We start from the raw sequence: 16,039 nt of genomic DNA, 5'->3' as shown, positions 1-16,039 counted from the left end.
GGCGACGCACCGGGCGGTGTGGGCGTGCGCGACACGGCACGATCGTCCGCCTGGTATGAACGCCGACCCGCCCTCGAGGTCACCGGGATGTCCGCGCACGAATCGTTCGCGCACGGGCAGTTGGCAGGTCTTCGGACTCGCGGGCACGTCCTCCTATGAGGACACCTACTGGCCGTCGCTTCCCGGACCCCGTACCTCGGGTCCAGTGCGTATGACGGCGGTCGTTCCCGCTCACCGCTGCGGGGCAGTCCCGGATTCCCACCGGGTTCCCTCTTACGACGCTCCCGTCTGGCGGACGGGGCGAACCAGCTGCACTGATCACCTTAGAGGGTGCGGGAGCCCGATGGGGCGTCGAGTCCACGATCCGGAGGAGCCCGGCGGCCGACGGCGGGAAATCCGGGTGCCCGGGACGAGGCAGTGTGGTTGGGTCGATTCCCATGCGCTCCCGACCGCCCTTTCCCAGTGACGACGTCATCGCGGACACGGTCGCCGCACACTGGCTGCCCGAGAACGCGAAGGTCACCGAGGCCGGCTATCTGCCCTGGGGATTCGGTGCCCATCACTGGCGGATCTCCGGCGGTGGCACGACCCTGTTCGTCACCCTGGACCAGTTGGCGCCCCGGCACACCGCGGCATCGCTGGAAGCGGCCTATGCGGGGGCCGCCGCGCTGGCCGCCGGCGGACTGGCGGCGGTGTGCGCACCGCTGCCGCGACGATCCGGCCGGTTCACCGTCGCCGTCGCGGACGGCGCCCTGAGCGTGACGCCGTGGCTGGCCGGGCGCACGCCGACCGAAGCGGAGGCCCGCGAGCCCGCCCACCTCGGCGAAGTCACCGCCGCACTGGCCGCGTTGCACGGCACCGAGCCGCCGAACGGCCTGCCTGCCTGGGCCCCGCAGGTCGGCCCCGCGTTCGCCGACGAGGTGCGGGCCCGCACCGCCCGGCCCTGGACGACCGGCCCGCTGGGGGAGGAGGCACGGCACGCGATCGCCGCCCGCGTCGACGCCGTCCGGCACTGGACGGCGCGTTACCACCAACTGGCCGGGAGTGCGCTCGCCCACCGCGACCGTTGGGTGCCGACGCACGGTGAGCCGCACCACGCCAACCAACTCGTCGGCCCCTTCGGGCTGCGTCTGGTCGACTGGGAATCGCTGGCCCTCGCCCCGCGCGAGCGGGACTACGGGGATCTGCTCGCCGCCGGCGCGGAGGTGCCGCACGATCCGGCGCTGCTGGAGTTGTTCGCCCTCGACTGGCGACTGTCCGAGATCTCCGCGTACACCGACTGGTTCGCCGCGCCCCACCTGGGCAACGACGACGACCACACGGCGCTGGAAGGGCTGCGGGAGGAACTGGCCGTCCCCGACTGAGCCGGATCCGGGCGGCCGGCGGATGCCTGGCCCGTGCGGCTCAGCCCGCCGCCGGCAGATGGACCTCGAAGCGGCAACCGCCAGGCACGTTGCGCACCGCCGCGCGGCCCTGATGGGCCTCGACGATGCCGCGGACGATGGCCAGGCCCAGGCCCGCACCGGCGGGCGGGGTCCGGGCGTCGGTGCCGCGCCAACCGGTGTCGAAGACCCGGGGCAGGTCCGCCGTCGGGATCCCGCCGCACCCGTCGGTGACGGACAGCACCACACCGGTGTCCTGCCGACGGGCGGAGACCGCGACGGTGCCGTCGGCGGGGGTCCGGCGGATGGCGTTGACCAGCAGATTGGCCAGCACCCGGGACATCTCGCGGCCGTCGACCTCGACCGGCACCCGTTCGACGCCGTCCCCGACGAGCCGTACGCCGTGTTCCCTGGCCAGCGCGTCGGCGCCGGCGATGGCGTCGCCGACGAGGTCGTAGACCGACATGCGGGTCGGGGACAGGCACAGGACCCCGGCCTGGATACGGGAGAGTTCGAACAGGTCGCCGACCATCGTGCCCATCCGCTCCACCTCCGTGCGGATCCGGGTGTGGTAAACGCGGGGGTCCGCCACCACGCCGTCCTCCAGCGCCTCGGCCATCGCCTGCAAACCGGCCAGGGGAGTGCGCAGGTCGTGGGAGATCCAGGCAACCAGTTCCCGGCGGGAGGCTTCCAGGGCCCGCTCGCGCTCCCTGGACGCGGTGAGCCTGGCACTGGTGGCGGCCAACTCCCGGCTCAGTTCGGCAAGTTCGGCAGTCGGCGCGCTGGCGGGCGGCGTGAAACGGCCGTCGTCGCCCAGCGCGCGGGCGGCCTCGGTCAGCGCGCGGCTGCCGCGGACTACGCCGCGCCCGAGGACGAGCGCCAGTGCCAGGGACACCAGCGCCGCCATGGCGCACACCGTCGTCACCACCCACAGGTCGTGATCGGACAGCAGCATCGCCCAGGACACCAGCAGTGTCCCGGCGAGCATCGCCGCCACCGTGACGGCCGCGACCACGGCCAGGGAGAGGGTGACCGAGCGGTTCCGCAGCAACCGCAGGGCGGCCGTTCCGACCAGCCCGGCGGCGCCCGCGCCGGCCGCCGCGTACAGCGCGATGAGCAGTGCGTCACCGAGCATCGCCGGCTCCGTCCTCGTCGTTCTCCTGCGGCGCGGGAGCGTCGAGGCGATAGCCCACGCCCCACACCGTGCTGATCAGACGGGGCCGGGCCGGGTCGTCCTCGACCTTCTCGCGCAGCCGCCGCACATGGACGGTCACCGTGGACAGGTCGCCGAACTCCCAGCCCCACACCCGGCGCATCAGATCCTCCCGGCTCGTCGCCCGCCCCGGGTTCCGAAGGAAGAACTCCAACAGGTCGAACTCCCGGATGGTCAGGGCGAGTTCGGTGCCGTGGCGGGTGGCGCGCCGGGCGGCCGGGTTCAGGGCGAGCGCACCGACCCGCAGCCATGGCCCGGCCGCCGCGCTCCCGGCCGCGGCCGGCGCGCCGGCCCGGCGCAGTACCGACTCCACCCGCAGCACGAGCTCCCGCGGGCTGAAGGGCTTGGTGACGTAGTCGTCCGCCCCGACCTCCAGGCCCAGGATGCGGTCCTCCTCGTCACCGCGCGCGGTCAGCATGATGACCGGGAGCGGGCCCTGCTCGCGGAGGCGGCGGCAGACCTCCAGCCCGTCCATTCCGGGCAGCATCAGATCCAGTACCACCAGGTCGGGAGGGTGTGCCGCGGCGCGTGCCACGGCGGCCGGGCCGTCGGCGCTCACCTCGACCGCGAAGCCCGCCCGGTGCAGATAGCCGGCCACGACCTCGGAGACGGTGGGGTCGTCGTCCACGACGAGTACGCGTTTCACCTCACCGAGTTTTGCACCCTCCTGCGCCCGCCGAACCACTGCGGTCAGCCCGGCTCCGTGCCGTCAGCGTTCCGTAAGATCACCAAATCCCTTATGTCCTTTTTGTCTTCGTAGGGTGAGGGGAATGAACGAGACACCCTCCCGCGCCGCACGGCTCGACGTCGTCCTGCCCGGCCTCGAAGAGCAGCCATCCGACCTCGGGCCGAAGCGGGCCACCGGCCGCCGGGCACTGCTCGACCGCCCGCCGTCCCGGCCCGCGAACCGACTCACGCCCGCCGCGCCGCCGGCCGACCCATGGACGGACCACCCCTACGCCCAGGCCCTGCGCACCGGCACCGGCCCGCTCCACCTGCGCCGCCTGGCACCGCACCACCCCCCGCCCGGCCCCGACTGGCAGGGCGACCTGCTGCCCCTGGACGTCGAGCGCTGGTGCGCGGCCCCCGACGCCGCCGACACCAGCGTGCTGCGCCGCTGCACCGGCCCCGTCCTCGACGCCGGCTGCGGCCCCGGCCGCATGGTGGCCGCGCTGGCCGCCCGGGGCGTGCCGGCGCTGGGCGTGGACGTCAGCCCGTCCGCCGTGGCCCGCACCCGCCGCCTCGGCGGACGGGCCGTGCGGCGCTCCGTCTTCGACCGTCTGCCGGCCGAAGGCCGTTGGCACACCGTCCTCCTCATGGACGGCAACATCGGCATCGGAGGCGACCCGCTCGCCCTGCTCACCCGCCTGCACACCCTGCTGGCCCCCGGCGGCCGACTGCTGGCCGAGGCCGCCCCGCACGACGTCGACGAACGCCTCACCGTGCGCATCGAGGACACCGACGGCCGCCACGGCCACCCGTTCCCCTGGGCCCGGCTGGGCGCGCCCGCCCTGCTGCGCGCCGCCGACGCGACGGGCTGGCGCCCCGCCGACCGGTGGACACGCGGCGGCCGCCCCTTCCTGGAACTGCGCCGTCAGGACTCCCGCTCCCACAGGACGTGTTCCCGCCTGGCCCAGTCACGCGAGACATAGCCGGTGCGCAGCCCGCGGCGGGCCTCCTCGTCGCGGGCCGCCATCCCGATGTGACCGACGACGAGAACGCCGATGAGCAGGGCGGTCCAGTCATGGACGAAGGTCGCCCCGGTCCGCCAGAGCACCGGCACCAGGCCCGGGAACCACAGCACCAGCCCGGTACCGATCATGACGAGCACCCCTCCGGCGAGCAACGCCGCGTACAGCTTCTGGCCGGCGTTGAATTTCCCCGCCGGCCGCCGGCGCCCACGCAGCGCCGCGCGCACCCAGCCGCGGTCATGCTGCCCGAACCGGTTCAGCCGGCCCAGGTCCGCCCGCAGGGCCCGCGACACCAGCCCCACCAGCAGCGGCACCGGCAACGCCAGCCCCGCCCACTCGTGCAGGCCGACCACCAGCCTGCGACGGCCCACCAGCTCCGCCAACGACGGGACATACAGACCGGCGGCCGTGACCAGCATGACGCCCATCAGCACCGCCGTTCCCCAGTGCACCCACCGCTCGGCCGCGGTGAACCTCCGCACCACCGGCTCGGCACGTCGCGTCGCGGCCGCACGCTCAGTCGACACCGGCATCGTCCCGCCCGTTCGACCTGCCGACCCAGGCATCCACCTCGTACCCGTACTGCTCCCAATAGCCGGGCTGCACCCGGTCGGTGACCGTGATCCCGGACAGCCACTTCGCCGACTTGTAGAAGTACATCGGCGCCGCGTACAGCCGGACCGGTCCGCCGTGCGCATCCGTCACCGGCCGGTCGTCCATCGCATAGGCGACCAGCATGTCCGGCCGCCGGGCCTGCTCCAGGGTGAGGCTCTCGCTGTACACCCCGTCGAAACAGGTGAAGCGCACCGCCCTGGCCTGCGGTTCCACCCCCGCCGCAGCGAGCAGACGGGACAGCAGCACCCCGGTGAACGGCGTCTTTGGCACCCGCCACCCCGTGACGCACTGCACGTCCTTCACCAGCCGGGTACGCGGCAGGCCCTGCAGCTCCGCCAACGTGTACGTCCTCGGACGCGCCACGAGCCCGTCCACGGTGAGCCGGTAGTCGGCCGCGGTCCGGCGCGGAACCGACGACGCCACCGAGTAGAACCGAAAACCACCGGAACCGGGCAACAGCCCCGTGACACCGGTGGGATCCTTGTCGCGTACCCGTGCGAGCGCCCCGTCGACAGCGTCCCGCAGCGGTGCCCCCAGCGCCACACCCGTCGCACCGATCCCTAGCATCCCCAGCACCAACCGCCGACCGACGGGCCTTTCCTGCCGTTCACTGACCATGCGCCCAGCAGAGCACCACCCCGGCGCTCCGCACACCCCGCACGCCCCACCGTCAGCGATTCGTAAGACCCGGCCTCACCTTCGAAGGCCCGGGTGCCAGGCCCCTCGGACCCTCGCGCAACTCGCTCTCCGGAGATCCGGTGTCCTCCTTCCCCGGCGGGGCCGGCACCGCGGCTGCCAGGCGCTCGCGGAACCAACGGTGGCCCGGATCGGACGAGTTGCGAGGATGCCAGGCCATACCGAGATCGAGGGGTTCCAGGGGGAGTGGGATGGGGAAGGTGCGCAGGCCCAGTGCGGAGATGGCGTCGGGAAGCCAGTCGGCCAGGGTCAGTGCGACGAGGTCGGTGTCCCGGGCGAGCATCATCGCACTGGTGTGACTGGGGGTGACGACCGCGACCCGGCGCCGCAGCCCGCGTTCCGCGAGTGCGGTGTCGATGGGGCCGAGGCGTTTTCCGTGCCGGGAGATGCCGATGTGGTCGGCCGCGGCGAAGCGACGCGCGTCGATCCGCTTGCGGAAGAGGGGGTGGTCCGCGCGGGCGACGCCGACCAGACTCATGCGGGTGAGCGGTCGGGTCCGGGTCTCCGGATCGAGGTGTCCGAGGACACCCAGCTCGATGTCGACCAACCCCTGCCGCAGCGCCGGACCGCCCTCCACCGCCTCCGGCAGGAAGACCACATCGACGTGCGGGGCCTCGGTGCGGATCTGCTCCGTCAGGGGCCCGGCCAGCCCCGCCAGCAGCAGATCGGCGGCCTGCACGGTGAAGGTGCGTTGGAGGTGCACGGGGTCGAACCCCGCTCCGGGCCGCAGGACGTCGTCGCACTGGCGCAGCAACGCGCCGACCTCGTCCCGGAGTTCCACGGCTCGCGGGGTGGGAACCATCTGCTGACCCGCGCGGACCAGCAGCGGGTCGCCGACGGCCCGGCGGAGGCGGGCCAGGGTCCGGCTGACTGCGGCGGGGGAGGTGCCCAGTCGCTCGGCGGCACGGGTGACGCTGTTCTCCTGGAGCAGGGCGTCCAGGACACGCAGCAGATTGAGATCCATCGTCGCTCCTGAGCTGCACTGTGAGCCGTTGTGGGAGTCGTGCTCACGATGTGGGAGTCGCTGACTGTAGGGCACGTGAGCTGCATCTTTACGGGTGAGGCAATGGCTCGATGCCTATCTTTGCATTGCTCCGGGACTTCCGTGGGCGGAGAGTGGAGCTGTCCGCGAAGCCGCGTGACGCCACGTTCCACCTGCCAACCCATCCGTTCCGTTCAAGGAGCCCTGATGCAGCAGTCCCCTCGCGCCGGTCGAGAAGGCGATGTTCTGGCCGTGGTCAGCCAGAGCGGGCCCACCGTCTCGTTCTTCGACGCCGCCGCGGACCGGCATCTCGGTACGACCGAAGTACTCGCCCAACCGCACGAGTTGTGCTTCGACCCGACGCAGCGCCTCCTGTGGTGCACCAGCGCCTATCACTCGGGCTACTACCACGCCAACAGCGGCCGACGCACCGAGGTGACCGTCATCGACCCGGACACCCGCCGCGTGGTCGAGGTCGTGGACCTGGCCCCCGAACACGGGCCGCACGGCCTGGCGTTGGACACCGTCCGGCAGCGCCTCTACGTCAGCGTGGAGGGCTCGGCGGATCGCCCCGGCGGCGTCGTGGTGATCGACACCCGCACCCGTCGGCCGCTGGGCCGGATCGACACGGACGCGCCCGGCCCGCACTGGTTCGCCATCGACCCGGCGGGCAGGACGGGCTTCGCCGCCAACAAGGAGGCCCCGTTCGTGTCCGTCGTCGACCTCGAACGGGGAACCCTCACGGCAAAGGTCGAGGTGCCCGGCAGCGAAGGACTCGCCGTCTCCGCCGACGGCACGCACGTCTTCGTGGCCGCGCCGTACGCGGGTTCCTTCTCCCCGTCCGCGAACGATGGTCCGGCCACCGGGATCCGGGTCATCGACGCCCGGACGGCAACCGTCGTCGACACGCTGCCCACGGCCGACACCGTCCTGCCGGTGCACCTGACCTCGACGGGAAAGCTGCTCGCCGGCGAGGGACGGCTGGCCCACGACCCCGACTCCGCGCTCGGCCGACGTGCCCCCGGCCGCCTCACGGTGTTCTCCGCGGACACCCACAAGAACCTGGGCGAGATCGAAGTGGGGCACCTCCCGCTGACGATCACCTCGTCGCCCGACGGCCGACTCGCCTATGTGGCCTGTGTCGCCTCGTCCACCGTCGACATCATCGACCTGGAAACGCTGAAGCGCCTGGCCCGACTGGACATCCCCAAGCGCGGCGAGGCCGGCGCCCACGGCATGGCCTACATCCCGCGCCCGGCCTGAGGCGAATGACACGACTCCGCGCCAAGGCAACACACCGGCGCGGAGCCGTCGTTCGGCCGGTCACCAGGCCCGTCCGCCTACCGTCCCGGCTGCGGGCCGGCGCTCCTGCGCGCCCGCAGTTCCTCGATACAGGCATCCACCTGGAGCCGGTCGTAACCCCGCCGGACCAGGTCGAACGCCGGCGGTTCGCTCGGCGGCGGACCGGCCTGGGACAGCCGCTCGACGTACGCGTCGACCTGGCCGCGGTCGTAGCCCCGCCGCACCAGCTCGAACCTGAAAGCGGACTCCGGACTCCGTGCCTTGCCCGTGAACACCTGGCCCCCCGTTCCTTCCGTTCTCCATACGTCACGTCCTTGAGACATACCACGTCCCAGTCACTGCCCGGGCCGCTCTTGACGTGACCTTGGCGCGCCGGGGGAAACGAGCCCGCGGCGAGAGCTTTCGCCGAACGGTCTCCCAAATCGCGCGAGGGCGACGCGGAGGATTGCGCATGGCTTCCCCCTGTTGCCCGTCGCCCCACACCGGATCACAGTCCGGCGCCGTGGAGGCCACCGGACTGTGACGGTGTCTGACTGTCTGTCCGTACGCTCTCAGCGCGCGCTCTGTACGTTCTCCGTGCGCTTTCCGCGCGTCACTGTGTGAAGGCCGCCGTTCCGTTGGGCGTTCCGAGGCCGGTCGGGCCGTCGTATCCGTCGCCCGCGGTGCAGAGGTACGAGGGCGAGCAGGAGCCGTTGGCGCCGCTGGTGACGTCGTTCAGCGCGGAGGCGTGGGCGTACGGGTACGAGGCCGGGGTGTCGGACGAACCCGGGGCGCCCGCGAGGGCGTACACGCCGGCGATGAACGGGGACGAGGCGCTGGTGCCGCCGTAGACGTTCCAGCCGCTGGCCTGGTAGCTGTCGTAGACGGCGACGCCGGTGGCGGGGTCGGCGACCGAGGCGACGTCCGCCACGGTGCGGTTGCTGCAGCCGGTGTCCTGCTGCCAGGCCGGCTTGGCGTCGTACTGGGAGCAGCCGGAGCCGGCGCCCTCGCCGCCCGCGCTGGTGCCCCAGACGGTCTCCGACCAGCCACGGGAGCTGCTGTCCTGCTGGAGCGAGGTGCCGCCGACCGCGGTGACGTACTTCGAGGCCGCCGGGTACTCGACGCCGTAGCCGCTGTCACCGGAGCTGACGGTGATCGCGACTCCCGGGTGGTTGAAGTACTGCTCGTCGGAGTTGGTGTCGCTGGAGTCCTCGGAGCCGCCGTAGCTGTTGGAGACGAACTTGGCGCCCATCGCGACGGCGCGGTTCACCGCCGCGCCCAGGTCGTTCATGTTGGCGCTGTTCGCTTCCACCAGCAGGATGTGGCACTGCGGGCAGGCGGCGCTGACCATGTCGACGTCGAGCGATATCTCACCGGCCCAACCGGAGTCCGGCGCCGGGTAGTTGGTGCCGCCGTCCTGGTCGACCTTCTGGAAGCACCCGTTGGCGGTGCTGCACTCGGGAAGGCCGTACTGGGAGCGGTAGGTGGCCAGGTCCTGTTCGGCGTTGGGGTCGTCGTTGGCGTCGACGATCGCCACGGTCTGGCCGGAGCCGCCCGACTGGGGCAGGTTGTAGGCACTCTGCAGGTCGCCGGGGCCGTACCCGCCCGGGGCGGCGTGCGGCCGCAGGGACAGCTGCTGCTTGAGGTCCGTCCGCGCCACCGCGTTGCAGGCCATCTCGCCGGGCGTCGACGGATGTGCACACAACCGGCGGGTGTGGATGTGGGAGTGGGAGCGGGCCGCCGACGTCGCTGCGGACGCGGTGGGGGAGGTGTGACGAGCGAGCGCCGTGGGTGCGGCGGTGGACGGGCTGGCGGCGATCATGCCGCCGATGACGAGGGTTGCCGCCGACAGCAGGGTCGGGACCGCGCGCCGCGCCAGTCCTCGGGTGCGATCGGATCTGCCCTTTCGTGGGGAACGCAAGGGAATGACCTCCGTGGGGGAAGAGTCCGGCAGCCGGCACTCCCGTTCCGGAAACGCCCACGTCGCTCGCGTCCGGCGCGCAGCACGGCGAGACATGTCGAGGGCATGACATGTCGAGCGGGTACTGCTGCGCGAGGGCGAGATGGTGTGACGTACCGTCAGAAGTGCGGCGAATTACCGGTGATGAGTTGCGCACGTGCACTCAATGACGCCACCCCGGTGAGTGGTGGCTCTCTTGCAAAGTAGTGAACCGTTCGTCAAAGAGATACCTGGCTACGGCAAAGGCTTTCCCTGGGCCGCTGGGTACGCCGGTGCGGTGGCGCCCGGCGCCGGGCGGCGGCATCCCCCTGCCGCGGCCCGTTCTCACCGGATTCTCGCCGCGGCCCTCGGGCGCGGCCGTTCTCGTGGTCTCTCACCCCGGGCGGTGCCCGCGGGGTGGTGCGGCCGGTCGTGCGGACATCCGCGACGTACGGCGTGCCGGAGGCCGTCGTACGCGGAATGTCCGCCGAAATGTCCGCCGAAACGACCGCACCACCCCGCTGCGGTAAGGCTACTGTCGGGCGGTTCCGGAACCCTTCCGGAAGTCCGCGCTGAACGCCTTCTCGATGCCGTTGACGATTGCGGAGTCGCTCACAATCAGGCCGAGTTCGCGGTTGTGGTTGAGGGAGTTGCTGGAGAAGTTCTCGGATCCGGCGAACACCTTGGCGGAGGACGTTCCACGGTCGGCGACGATCGCTTTGGCGTGGATGTAGTAGCCCGTGGAGCTCGTGTAGGTGGCTACCTTGCCGCCCGCAGCCGTGACTTTCCCCAGCTGCTTGCTGTACTTGGACGACTGGTTCTCCGCGACGACACGTACGGCGACGCCGCGTTTCGCGGCCGCGACGATGGCATTCACCAAAGTGGTGTCGCCGAACTCCTCCTGCTGAATATCGAGGGAGTGCTTTGCCCCCTTGATCAGGCTCAGCAGGTGGCTTTGCGAGTCGGTGGGCGACCATACCAGGTCGGTGCCGTCGGACGGGGTGATCGAGGTCTTCGCGAAGTCCGCTGCGAAGACCTTCTCGATCGCCGCGACATCGGCCTTGTCGGAGTCGAAGACGCCGTAGTCACGCGAGGTCGCGTAGTACTTCGTGTCGAAGTTTCCGGTGCTCACGTACGACTTGGCGCCGTCGACGGTGATCGTCTTCTGGTGGGTGTAGGTGAACGCCGAGGACGAGTACGTCACCCCGGCGCCGGCCTTGGAGAGCGCCTTGTAGGCGGCGCCGTCGATGGACTCGTGCTGGGCGTCGAAGACCACCCGGACCTTCACGCCCGCCTTTTGTTTCTTGACCAGATCATTGACGAGTGTGGTGTCGCGCAACTCGTAGATGGTCACGTCCACCGATTTCTTCGCCGAGTTGACGAAGTCGTAGATGGCGCCCTCCTTCTGATCGGGCAGGATCACCAGGGAGAAGGGGCTTGCGGTGTGCGCGGAGGCGGTGGCGGGCATCAGCGCGCCCACCGCGACCAAGGCGCTTGCGGTCAGAGCGGGTATGAGGCGGCGGGTAGGGCTCACCGGGACTCTCCTGACGTAGTGGGGGGAATCGTGCAACGCGCGTAGCGCATCCCTCAGTAAGGCACAGCCCCGATGGTTGTTGAAGTCAAGTTGCGTGAACAGAAGGGAAGAGTTGTGCAAAATGCAGCGGGACTTGACGGACAATCAAATCGCCAAAATCCCCCGCAAGTCAGTGATCGCATCCGCTTGATGGCGGCGGTGCTGTGGTGCTGCTTCGGTGCTTTTCGGCCTGGGCGCCGGCCACGTCGTCCGGGGCGCCATTTCGGAGCTGGCGGACGGCGGAACCCGGCCTTCCGACGTGGCGAGGGCAAGGGGCAACTATCACGCCCTTGACGCAGGAACGGGAAGGTGGGGTCGCCCGCCGCTGCTGAGTCGGGCTCGTCGTCGTTCCCGGGACAAGGCGTGGTTCATGGCCAGGCTGACGGTCGTGTTCATCGGCATCGCGGTGGTCTTTTCGATGATCGCCTTCAACGGCGGAAACCCGCTGGTGGGTGCCCTGTTCGCCGTGGTGGCGGCCGCCCCGGTCCGCTACCTCGGATACCTCGTGTGACCAGGCGCCGGTCCGGTGGGGCGCCCGTGGAGGCCCCGCGGCCGGAACGGCGCAGACGGCAGACGCTGTTCCTGCGCGAGGCCAGGGCGGGCAGGAAGGTCGGCAGCGAGCAGCTGCTCGGCAGCGGGAAGCCCGACTGCCTGGGCCTGGTCTGCCTCAAGAGGGGGACCGGCGAGCTCCACACCGAGCCGGAATTGGCCGACTACCAGGCCGTCCTGCGGAAGTACGTCGACCGGTGACCGGGTCTTGCCGTCCCCTCGACCCGCACTGTCGGACCCGCGCCCTAGACTCGGTTTTCGAGGGCTCGGGCCAGGGGGATCGAGGGCTCATGCCAAGGGAAACTGCCAGGGGGAAACGGAGTGGTGTCCATGAGCGGGGAGTGGCTCGGGGACGGACTGCCACCGGTGGCGGCGGCCCGCACGGCCGAGGCACGGCGAAGCGGCACCTGGACCTCGGCGCTGTCGACGGGCGAGTTCGCCGCGATCAGATCCGTCGGCTTCGAGCCGGTCGGGCAGGTGCTGGGCTCGGCCGTCTACCACGTGGCGGGCGGAGGGACCCGCTGGCGCTACTACGACTGCGGCTACCGGCACGCCACCTGGTCCGGGAGCAACCACGAGCCCGCGCCGGTCGCCGTCTCGGGCCAGGGCGCGGCCTCCAAGGCGCTGGTCGACGTGCTGCTGGCGGCACGGCACGCGGCACTCGCGCGGATGACGGCGGAGTGCACCGCACTCGGCGGCGACGGCGTGGTGGCCGCCGACCTCACCATGGCGCCGTTCCCGTCCGCTCCGCACTGTTTCGAATTCCAGGTGATAGGCACCGCCGTCCGGGCACAGGGGCAGGCGCGCCCGCAGCGCCCCTTCACCACGCACCTGGACGGCCAGGGGTTCGCCAAGCTGATCGCCGCGGGCTGGGTGCCGGTCGAACTCCTGGTGGGTCTCGCCATCGGCACCCGCCACGACGACTGGACGACGCGTCGGCAGAAGTGGTTCGCGGCCGGCAATCAGGAGGTCACCGGCTGGAGCCAGCTGGTCGCGGCGACCCGCCATGACGCACGCGCACGAATCGGTGAGCAGGCGTGGTCCACCGGTGCGGACGGCGTGGTGCTGGGCGACAGCCGACTACGGATATGGCAGGAGGCCTGCACCAGGGCGCGCAGGCGCAACAACGACTCCGACCAGAAGGATCATGTCGCCGAGGCGACGCTGATCGGCACGGCCGTGGCCGGATTCACGGTCCGTCAGGCGCCGCCGCGCACGCTGACCATGATGTCGCTGGATCCGCAGCGACGCCGTGCGCGCCCGGTGTGACCGCGCCCCATCACCGTCCACCCGTCATCACCAGGCACTTTCACGAGGGGAACCGCTCATGACCGCCACCGATCCGACCGCCCAGGGCGTCCCGGCCGATGCGATGCGGCGGCTGGCCGAACTCCAGCCGGGCAGGCCGGGGTCGATCTTCACCAGTGACCTGTCGGTCAACGAGTTCCTGCTCGTGCGCGAGGCGGGGTTCCGTCCGCTCGGCCTGGTGCTGGGCAGCTCCATCTACCACGTGGGCATCCAGCTGGGCCGCTGGGGGAAGAACCAAGAGCTCACGACGTTGAGCCAGGCCATGTACCACGCCCGGGAGTTGGCCATGACGCGGATGGAGGCCGAGGCGGCGCAGCTCGGCGCCGACGGCATCGTGGGAGTGCGGCTCTCGGTCGAGGCGCGGGAGTTCGGCAACGACATCGCCGAGTTCATCGCCATCGGCACCGCCGTCAAGGCCGATGCGCCCGCGCCCGGCGGCAACGGCAGCTGGCGCAACATCAAGGGCCAACCCTTCACCTCCGACCTGAGCGGACAGGACTTCTGGACCCTGGTCCGCGCCGGATACGCCCCACTGGGCATGGTGATGGGCACCTGCGTCTACCACATCGCCCACCAGAAGATCGGCTCGGTGTTCTCCAACATCGGCAAGAACGTGGAGATCGAACCGTTCACGCAGGCCCTCTACGACGCGCGGGAGTTGGCGATGGAGCGGATGCAACGGGAGGCGGAGGAGCTGCACGCGGAGGGCATCGTCGGCGTCCAGCTCAACTCGCACAACCACCGCTGGGGCGGTCACACCACGGAGTTCTTCGCCGTCGGCACCGCCGTGCGGCCGCTGCGCGACGATCATGTCATCGAGCGTCCGACGATGGTGCTGAGCCTGGACGGCTGAGCGCCCCGCCCTGCCGACCCCGCTGTCCCCGAGACCGAGACGAAAGGCCACCGCGCACATGACCTCCCACGATCCCGCACTGCCCGCGTCCGGCGACGGCCCCGCCTCCGTCGAGCGGCTCGCCGCCGCCCTGCGTCGGGACGCCGCCGATCTGGAGGTCTACGCCCAGGTGCTCACCGTGACACTGGCGGACGCGCTGCCGCCGGGTTCGGTGGCGGTCGAGCGCAGGCGCACCATGGCAGACCGGCTGGCCGGCCGGGAAGGCAGGGTGGACCGGTTGGACGTCTCCCTCGGCGAGCAGCGCCTGCTGCTCAACCTCTCCGGCGGCCGCCCGAGCGGAGAGATCTGCAAGGAGGTGCGGGGCGTGATCCTCTCCCGGCGCCCGGTGCCCCTGGACGAGTGGGTCCGGGAACTGGCCGGGGCGATCGCCGCCCGCGCGGAGTCCGACGCGCAGGCCCGGGCGGCGCTGGAGCGGCTGCTCCTGGGAGGCTGACCCGCCCGATGGCACCGCACGGCTCGCGGGTCATGGCGTCCCATGCCCCGCGGGTGGTGATCACCGTGCCTGGAAGTGCGCGGTGGCGAGCACGCTGCCGTCGGCCGAGGCGAGCCGGACACCGGAGAACGTCGACGGGTTCACGGTGGCCGGACCGCCCCAGTAGCCGTCCCCGTCGCGCACGGTGAAGGTGCCGAGGCGGACGGTCGTGCCGTCCGTACGCTCCAGTAGGCAGGTGACCTTGCCGCTGTACGGAATCCCGCCATCGGCAAGATCGACGGACATGAACACCCAGCCCTCCGCCCCGGTGTGGGCGTAGATCTCCCCGACCTGCCGGCCGTGTCCTGCCCCGGCCCCGACGAGCGGCGCATGCAGCAACCCGGTCACGGTCTGAACGGGTCGTGCGGGACCGGCCACCACCTCTTCGATGGCCGAGCCGAGGGCCCAGCCGCCGAACCCGAACCCGAGCGCCAACACGGCGGCGGCGGAGGCGATCCGCAGCCGGACGCTCCGGCGGAAGCCGGCCCGCCGGGACCCGAATCCGCGTGCGGCCTCGCGCCCGTCGCTGGTGGCCCGGGCCTGCGTCAGCCGTCGTGCCACCCGGGCCTCGAAACCGGCCGGCGGCTCGCGACCGGGCAGCAGACCCAGCAGCCCGTCGCCGACGAGGGCGAGCTGCCCGATGTACTCCCGGCAGTCGGCACAGCGGTCCACATGGCCGGTCGCCTCGGCCCGGGCCCGTCCGGAGAGCACGCCCAATGACAGCTCGGCACCGATCTCGTGCAGCTGTTCGCAGGTCAGGTCCTTATCCATGGCCGCCTCGCTCCGGAGACGTGGGGTGCGGAGGTGCGGAACCGGGTGAGGTGAGTGCGGTCCGTAGTTTTCCCATCGCGGTTCTGATCCGTGTCTTGGCGGTGCCCAGTGGGATGTGCTCCCAGTCGGCGACCTGCTGGGCCGTCATTCCGTAGATCCCGGCCATCACCAGGGCGCGGCCCTGTTCACCCGGCAGTCGCGCCACCGCGGCCCGCAGCGCGGAGGACGCCTCGTCCGCGAGCGCCTGCTGCTCGGGGGTGCTCGTCACCGCGCCCAGGAGCGCGTCGAGGTCCTCGGGGGCCACCGGTTCCGGCCGCCGCGACCGGACGGCGTCGATGGCGAGGTTGTGCGCGATGGTCGTCAACCACGCCGTCACCGATCCGCGGCGCGAGTCGTAGACCTGCGCGTGCTGCCAGGCCCGCTCGAACGTCTGCTGTGCGATGTCCTCGGCGAGCTGCGGATCGCGGGTGACCGCGAGTGCCACGCCGAAGACCGTGTGCTGGAACCGGCGCACGAACGTGACGGCGAGCTCGGGGTCGCCCGTGGCCAGGCCGGCCAGCAGCGCCTCGTCCGGGATGCGTCCGACCGGGAGCCGCAAACTCTGCATACTCCTACGTACGGTCCGCCCCGGCCAGGGGATTGCCTGGCGGTTTC

At 71.4% G+C, this 16,039-nt stretch carries 18 protein-coding genes and 1 riboswitch; of the genes, 8 read left to right on the top strand and 10 right to left on the bottom strand.

Features of this window, described 5'->3' with window-relative positions:
- Nucleotides 1-104 precede the first annotated feature (104 nt).
- Nucleotides 105-325: riboswitch (cobalamin riboswitch) on the bottom strand.
- Between the two features lie 112 nt (nt 326-437).
- On the top strand, nt 438-1,364 hold the full coding sequence (locus tag K2224_RS18605; protein WP_221907640.1) for an aminoglycoside phosphotransferase family protein: 927 nt from the start codon (nt 438-440) through the stop codon (nt 1,362-1,364).
- 40 nt (nt 1,365-1,404) lie between these two features.
- Here K2224_RS18605 and K2224_RS18600 read toward each other — a convergent pair whose 3' ends face one another.
- Both K2224_RS18600 and K2224_RS18595 read right to left on the bottom strand, forming a co-directional pair.
- On the bottom strand, nt 1,405-2,517 hold the full coding sequence (locus K2224_RS18600) for a sensor histidine kinase KdpD (RefSeq protein ID WP_221907639.1): 1,113 nt from the start codon (nt 2,515-2,517) through the stop codon (nt 1,405-1,407).
- Nucleotides 2,507-3,241 carry a response regulator transcription factor gene (locus K2224_RS18595; RefSeq protein ID WP_221907638.1) on the bottom strand — a complete coding sequence of 245 codons (735 nt, stop codon included), beginning with the start codon at nt 3,239-3,241 and terminating at the stop codon, nt 2,507-2,509. The genes K2224_RS18600 and K2224_RS18595 overlap by 11 nt, the downstream gene beginning before the upstream one ends.
- A gap of 124 nt (nt 3,242-3,365) precedes the next feature.
- Here K2224_RS18595 and K2224_RS18590 point away from each other — a divergent pair, with 124 nt between their 5' ends.
- Nucleotides 3,366-4,247, top strand: coding sequence for a bifunctional 2-polyprenyl-6-hydroxyphenol methylase/3-demethylubiquinol 3-O-methyltransferase UbiG (locus tag K2224_RS18590; protein WP_221907637.1), 882 nt, complete (start codon nt 3,366-3,368; stop codon nt 4,245-4,247).
- Here the strand turns inward: K2224_RS18590 and K2224_RS18585 are convergent.
- The 3 genes from K2224_RS18585 to K2224_RS18575 all read right to left on the bottom strand — a co-directional run bounded on the left by K2224_RS18585 (nt 4,190) and on the right by K2224_RS18575 (nt 6,561).
- The gene (locus K2224_RS18585; protein ID WP_221907636.1) at nt 4,190-4,819 is read right to left on the bottom strand and encodes a cytochrome b/b6 domain-containing protein; all 630 of its coding nucleotides are present in this window, start codon (nt 4,817-4,819) and stop codon (nt 4,190-4,192) included. The genes K2224_RS18590 and K2224_RS18585 overlap by 58 nt on opposite strands.
- Nucleotides 4,803-5,468 carry a molybdopterin-dependent oxidoreductase gene (locus K2224_RS18580; RefSeq protein WP_260692779.1) on the bottom strand — a complete coding sequence of 222 codons (666 nt, stop codon included), beginning with the start codon at nt 5,466-5,468 and terminating at the stop codon, nt 4,803-4,805. Before K2224_RS18580 ends, K2224_RS18585 begins: the two co-directional genes overlap by 17 nt.
- A gap of 103 nt (nt 5,469-5,571) precedes the next feature.
- Nucleotides 5,572-6,561, bottom strand: a complete 990-nt coding sequence (locus tag K2224_RS18575; protein WP_221907634.1) for a LysR family transcriptional regulator — start codon at nt 6,559-6,561, stop codon at nt 5,572-5,574.
- Nucleotides 6,562-6,786: 225 nt separating this feature from the next.
- On the opposite strand from K2224_RS18575, the gene K2224_RS18570 reads away from it, so the two are divergent.
- Nucleotides 6,787-7,842 carry a YncE family protein gene (locus K2224_RS18570; protein ID WP_221907633.1) on the top strand — a complete coding sequence of 352 codons (1,056 nt, stop codon included), beginning with the start codon at nt 6,787-6,789 and terminating at the stop codon, nt 7,840-7,842.
- Nucleotides 7,843-7,919: 77 nt separating this feature from the next.
- On the opposite strand, the gene K2224_RS18565 is transcribed toward K2224_RS18570, so the two are convergent.
- From K2224_RS18565 to K2224_RS18555, 3 genes are all read right to left on the bottom strand, one after another.
- Nucleotides 7,920-8,156, bottom strand: a complete 237-nt coding sequence (locus tag K2224_RS18565) for a DivIVA domain-containing protein (protein ID WP_221907632.1) — start codon at nt 8,154-8,156, stop codon at nt 7,920-7,922.
- 317 nt (nt 8,157-8,473) lie between these two features.
- Nucleotides 8,474-9,682: a S8 family serine peptidase gene (locus tag K2224_RS18560; RefSeq protein WP_260693482.1), complete on the bottom strand. Its 1,209-nt coding sequence runs from the start codon at nt 9,680-9,682 to the stop codon at nt 8,474-8,476.
- Nucleotides 9,683-10,331: 649 nt separating this feature from the next.
- A complete protein-coding gene (locus K2224_RS18555) occupies nt 10,332-11,333 on the bottom strand; it encodes a phosphatidylserine/phosphatidylglycerophosphate/cardiolipin synthase family protein (protein ID WP_260692778.1) in 1,002 nt (333 codons plus the stop codon).
- A gap of 409 nt (nt 11,334-11,742) precedes the next feature.
- Between K2224_RS18555 and K2224_RS40695 the strand changes: the two genes are divergently transcribed.
- The 5 genes from K2224_RS40695 to K2224_RS18535 all read left to right on the top strand — a co-directional run bounded on the left by K2224_RS40695 (nt 11,743) and on the right by K2224_RS18535 (nt 14,575).
- The gene (locus K2224_RS40695; protein WP_260692777.1) at nt 11,743-11,883 is read left to right on the top strand and encodes a hypothetical protein; all 141 of its coding nucleotides are present in this window, start codon (nt 11,743-11,745) and stop codon (nt 11,881-11,883) included.
- Nucleotides 11,880-12,122 (top strand): hypothetical protein, encoded by a 243-nt coding sequence (locus tag K2224_RS40690; RefSeq protein WP_260692776.1) that lies wholly within the window; start codon nt 11,880-11,882, stop codon nt 12,120-12,122. Before K2224_RS40695 ends, K2224_RS40690 begins: the two co-directional genes overlap by 4 nt.
- Before the next feature lie 129 nt (nt 12,123-12,251).
- Nucleotides 12,252-13,190: a heavy metal-binding domain-containing protein gene (locus tag K2224_RS18545; RefSeq protein ID WP_221907631.1), complete on the top strand. Its 939-nt coding sequence runs from the start codon at nt 12,252-12,254 to the stop codon at nt 13,188-13,190.
- Between the two features lie 58 nt (nt 13,191-13,248).
- The gene (locus K2224_RS18540) at nt 13,249-14,082 is read left to right on the top strand and encodes a heavy metal-binding domain-containing protein (RefSeq protein ID WP_221907630.1); all 834 of its coding nucleotides are present in this window, start codon (nt 13,249-13,251) and stop codon (nt 14,080-14,082) included.
- Nucleotides 14,083-14,140: 58 nt separating this feature from the next.
- A complete protein-coding gene (locus tag K2224_RS18535; RefSeq protein WP_221907629.1) occupies nt 14,141-14,575 on the top strand; it encodes a hypothetical protein in 435 nt (144 codons plus the stop codon).
- A gap of 60 nt (nt 14,576-14,635) precedes the next feature.
- Here K2224_RS18535 and K2224_RS18530 read toward each other — a convergent pair whose 3' ends face one another.
- Complete coding sequence (locus K2224_RS18530; protein WP_221907628.1) at nt 14,636-15,385, bottom strand: hypothetical protein; 750 nt, start codon at nt 15,383-15,385, stop codon at nt 14,636-14,638.
- Nucleotides 15,378-15,992 carry an RNA polymerase sigma factor gene (locus K2224_RS18525; protein WP_221907627.1) on the bottom strand — a complete coding sequence of 205 codons (615 nt, stop codon included), beginning with the start codon at nt 15,990-15,992 and terminating at the stop codon, nt 15,378-15,380. Before K2224_RS18525 ends, K2224_RS18530 begins: the two co-directional genes overlap by 8 nt.
- Nucleotides 15,993-16,039: the final 47 nt, after the last annotated feature.

This window comes from Streptomyces sp. BHT-5-2 (assembly GCF_019774615.1).
Taxonomy (GTDB): domain Bacteria; phylum Actinomycetota; class Actinomycetes; order Streptomycetales; family Streptomycetaceae; genus Streptomyces.
Note: the sequence above shows the minus strand (reverse complement) of the source record. Positions and strands in the feature narration are given on the sequence as shown.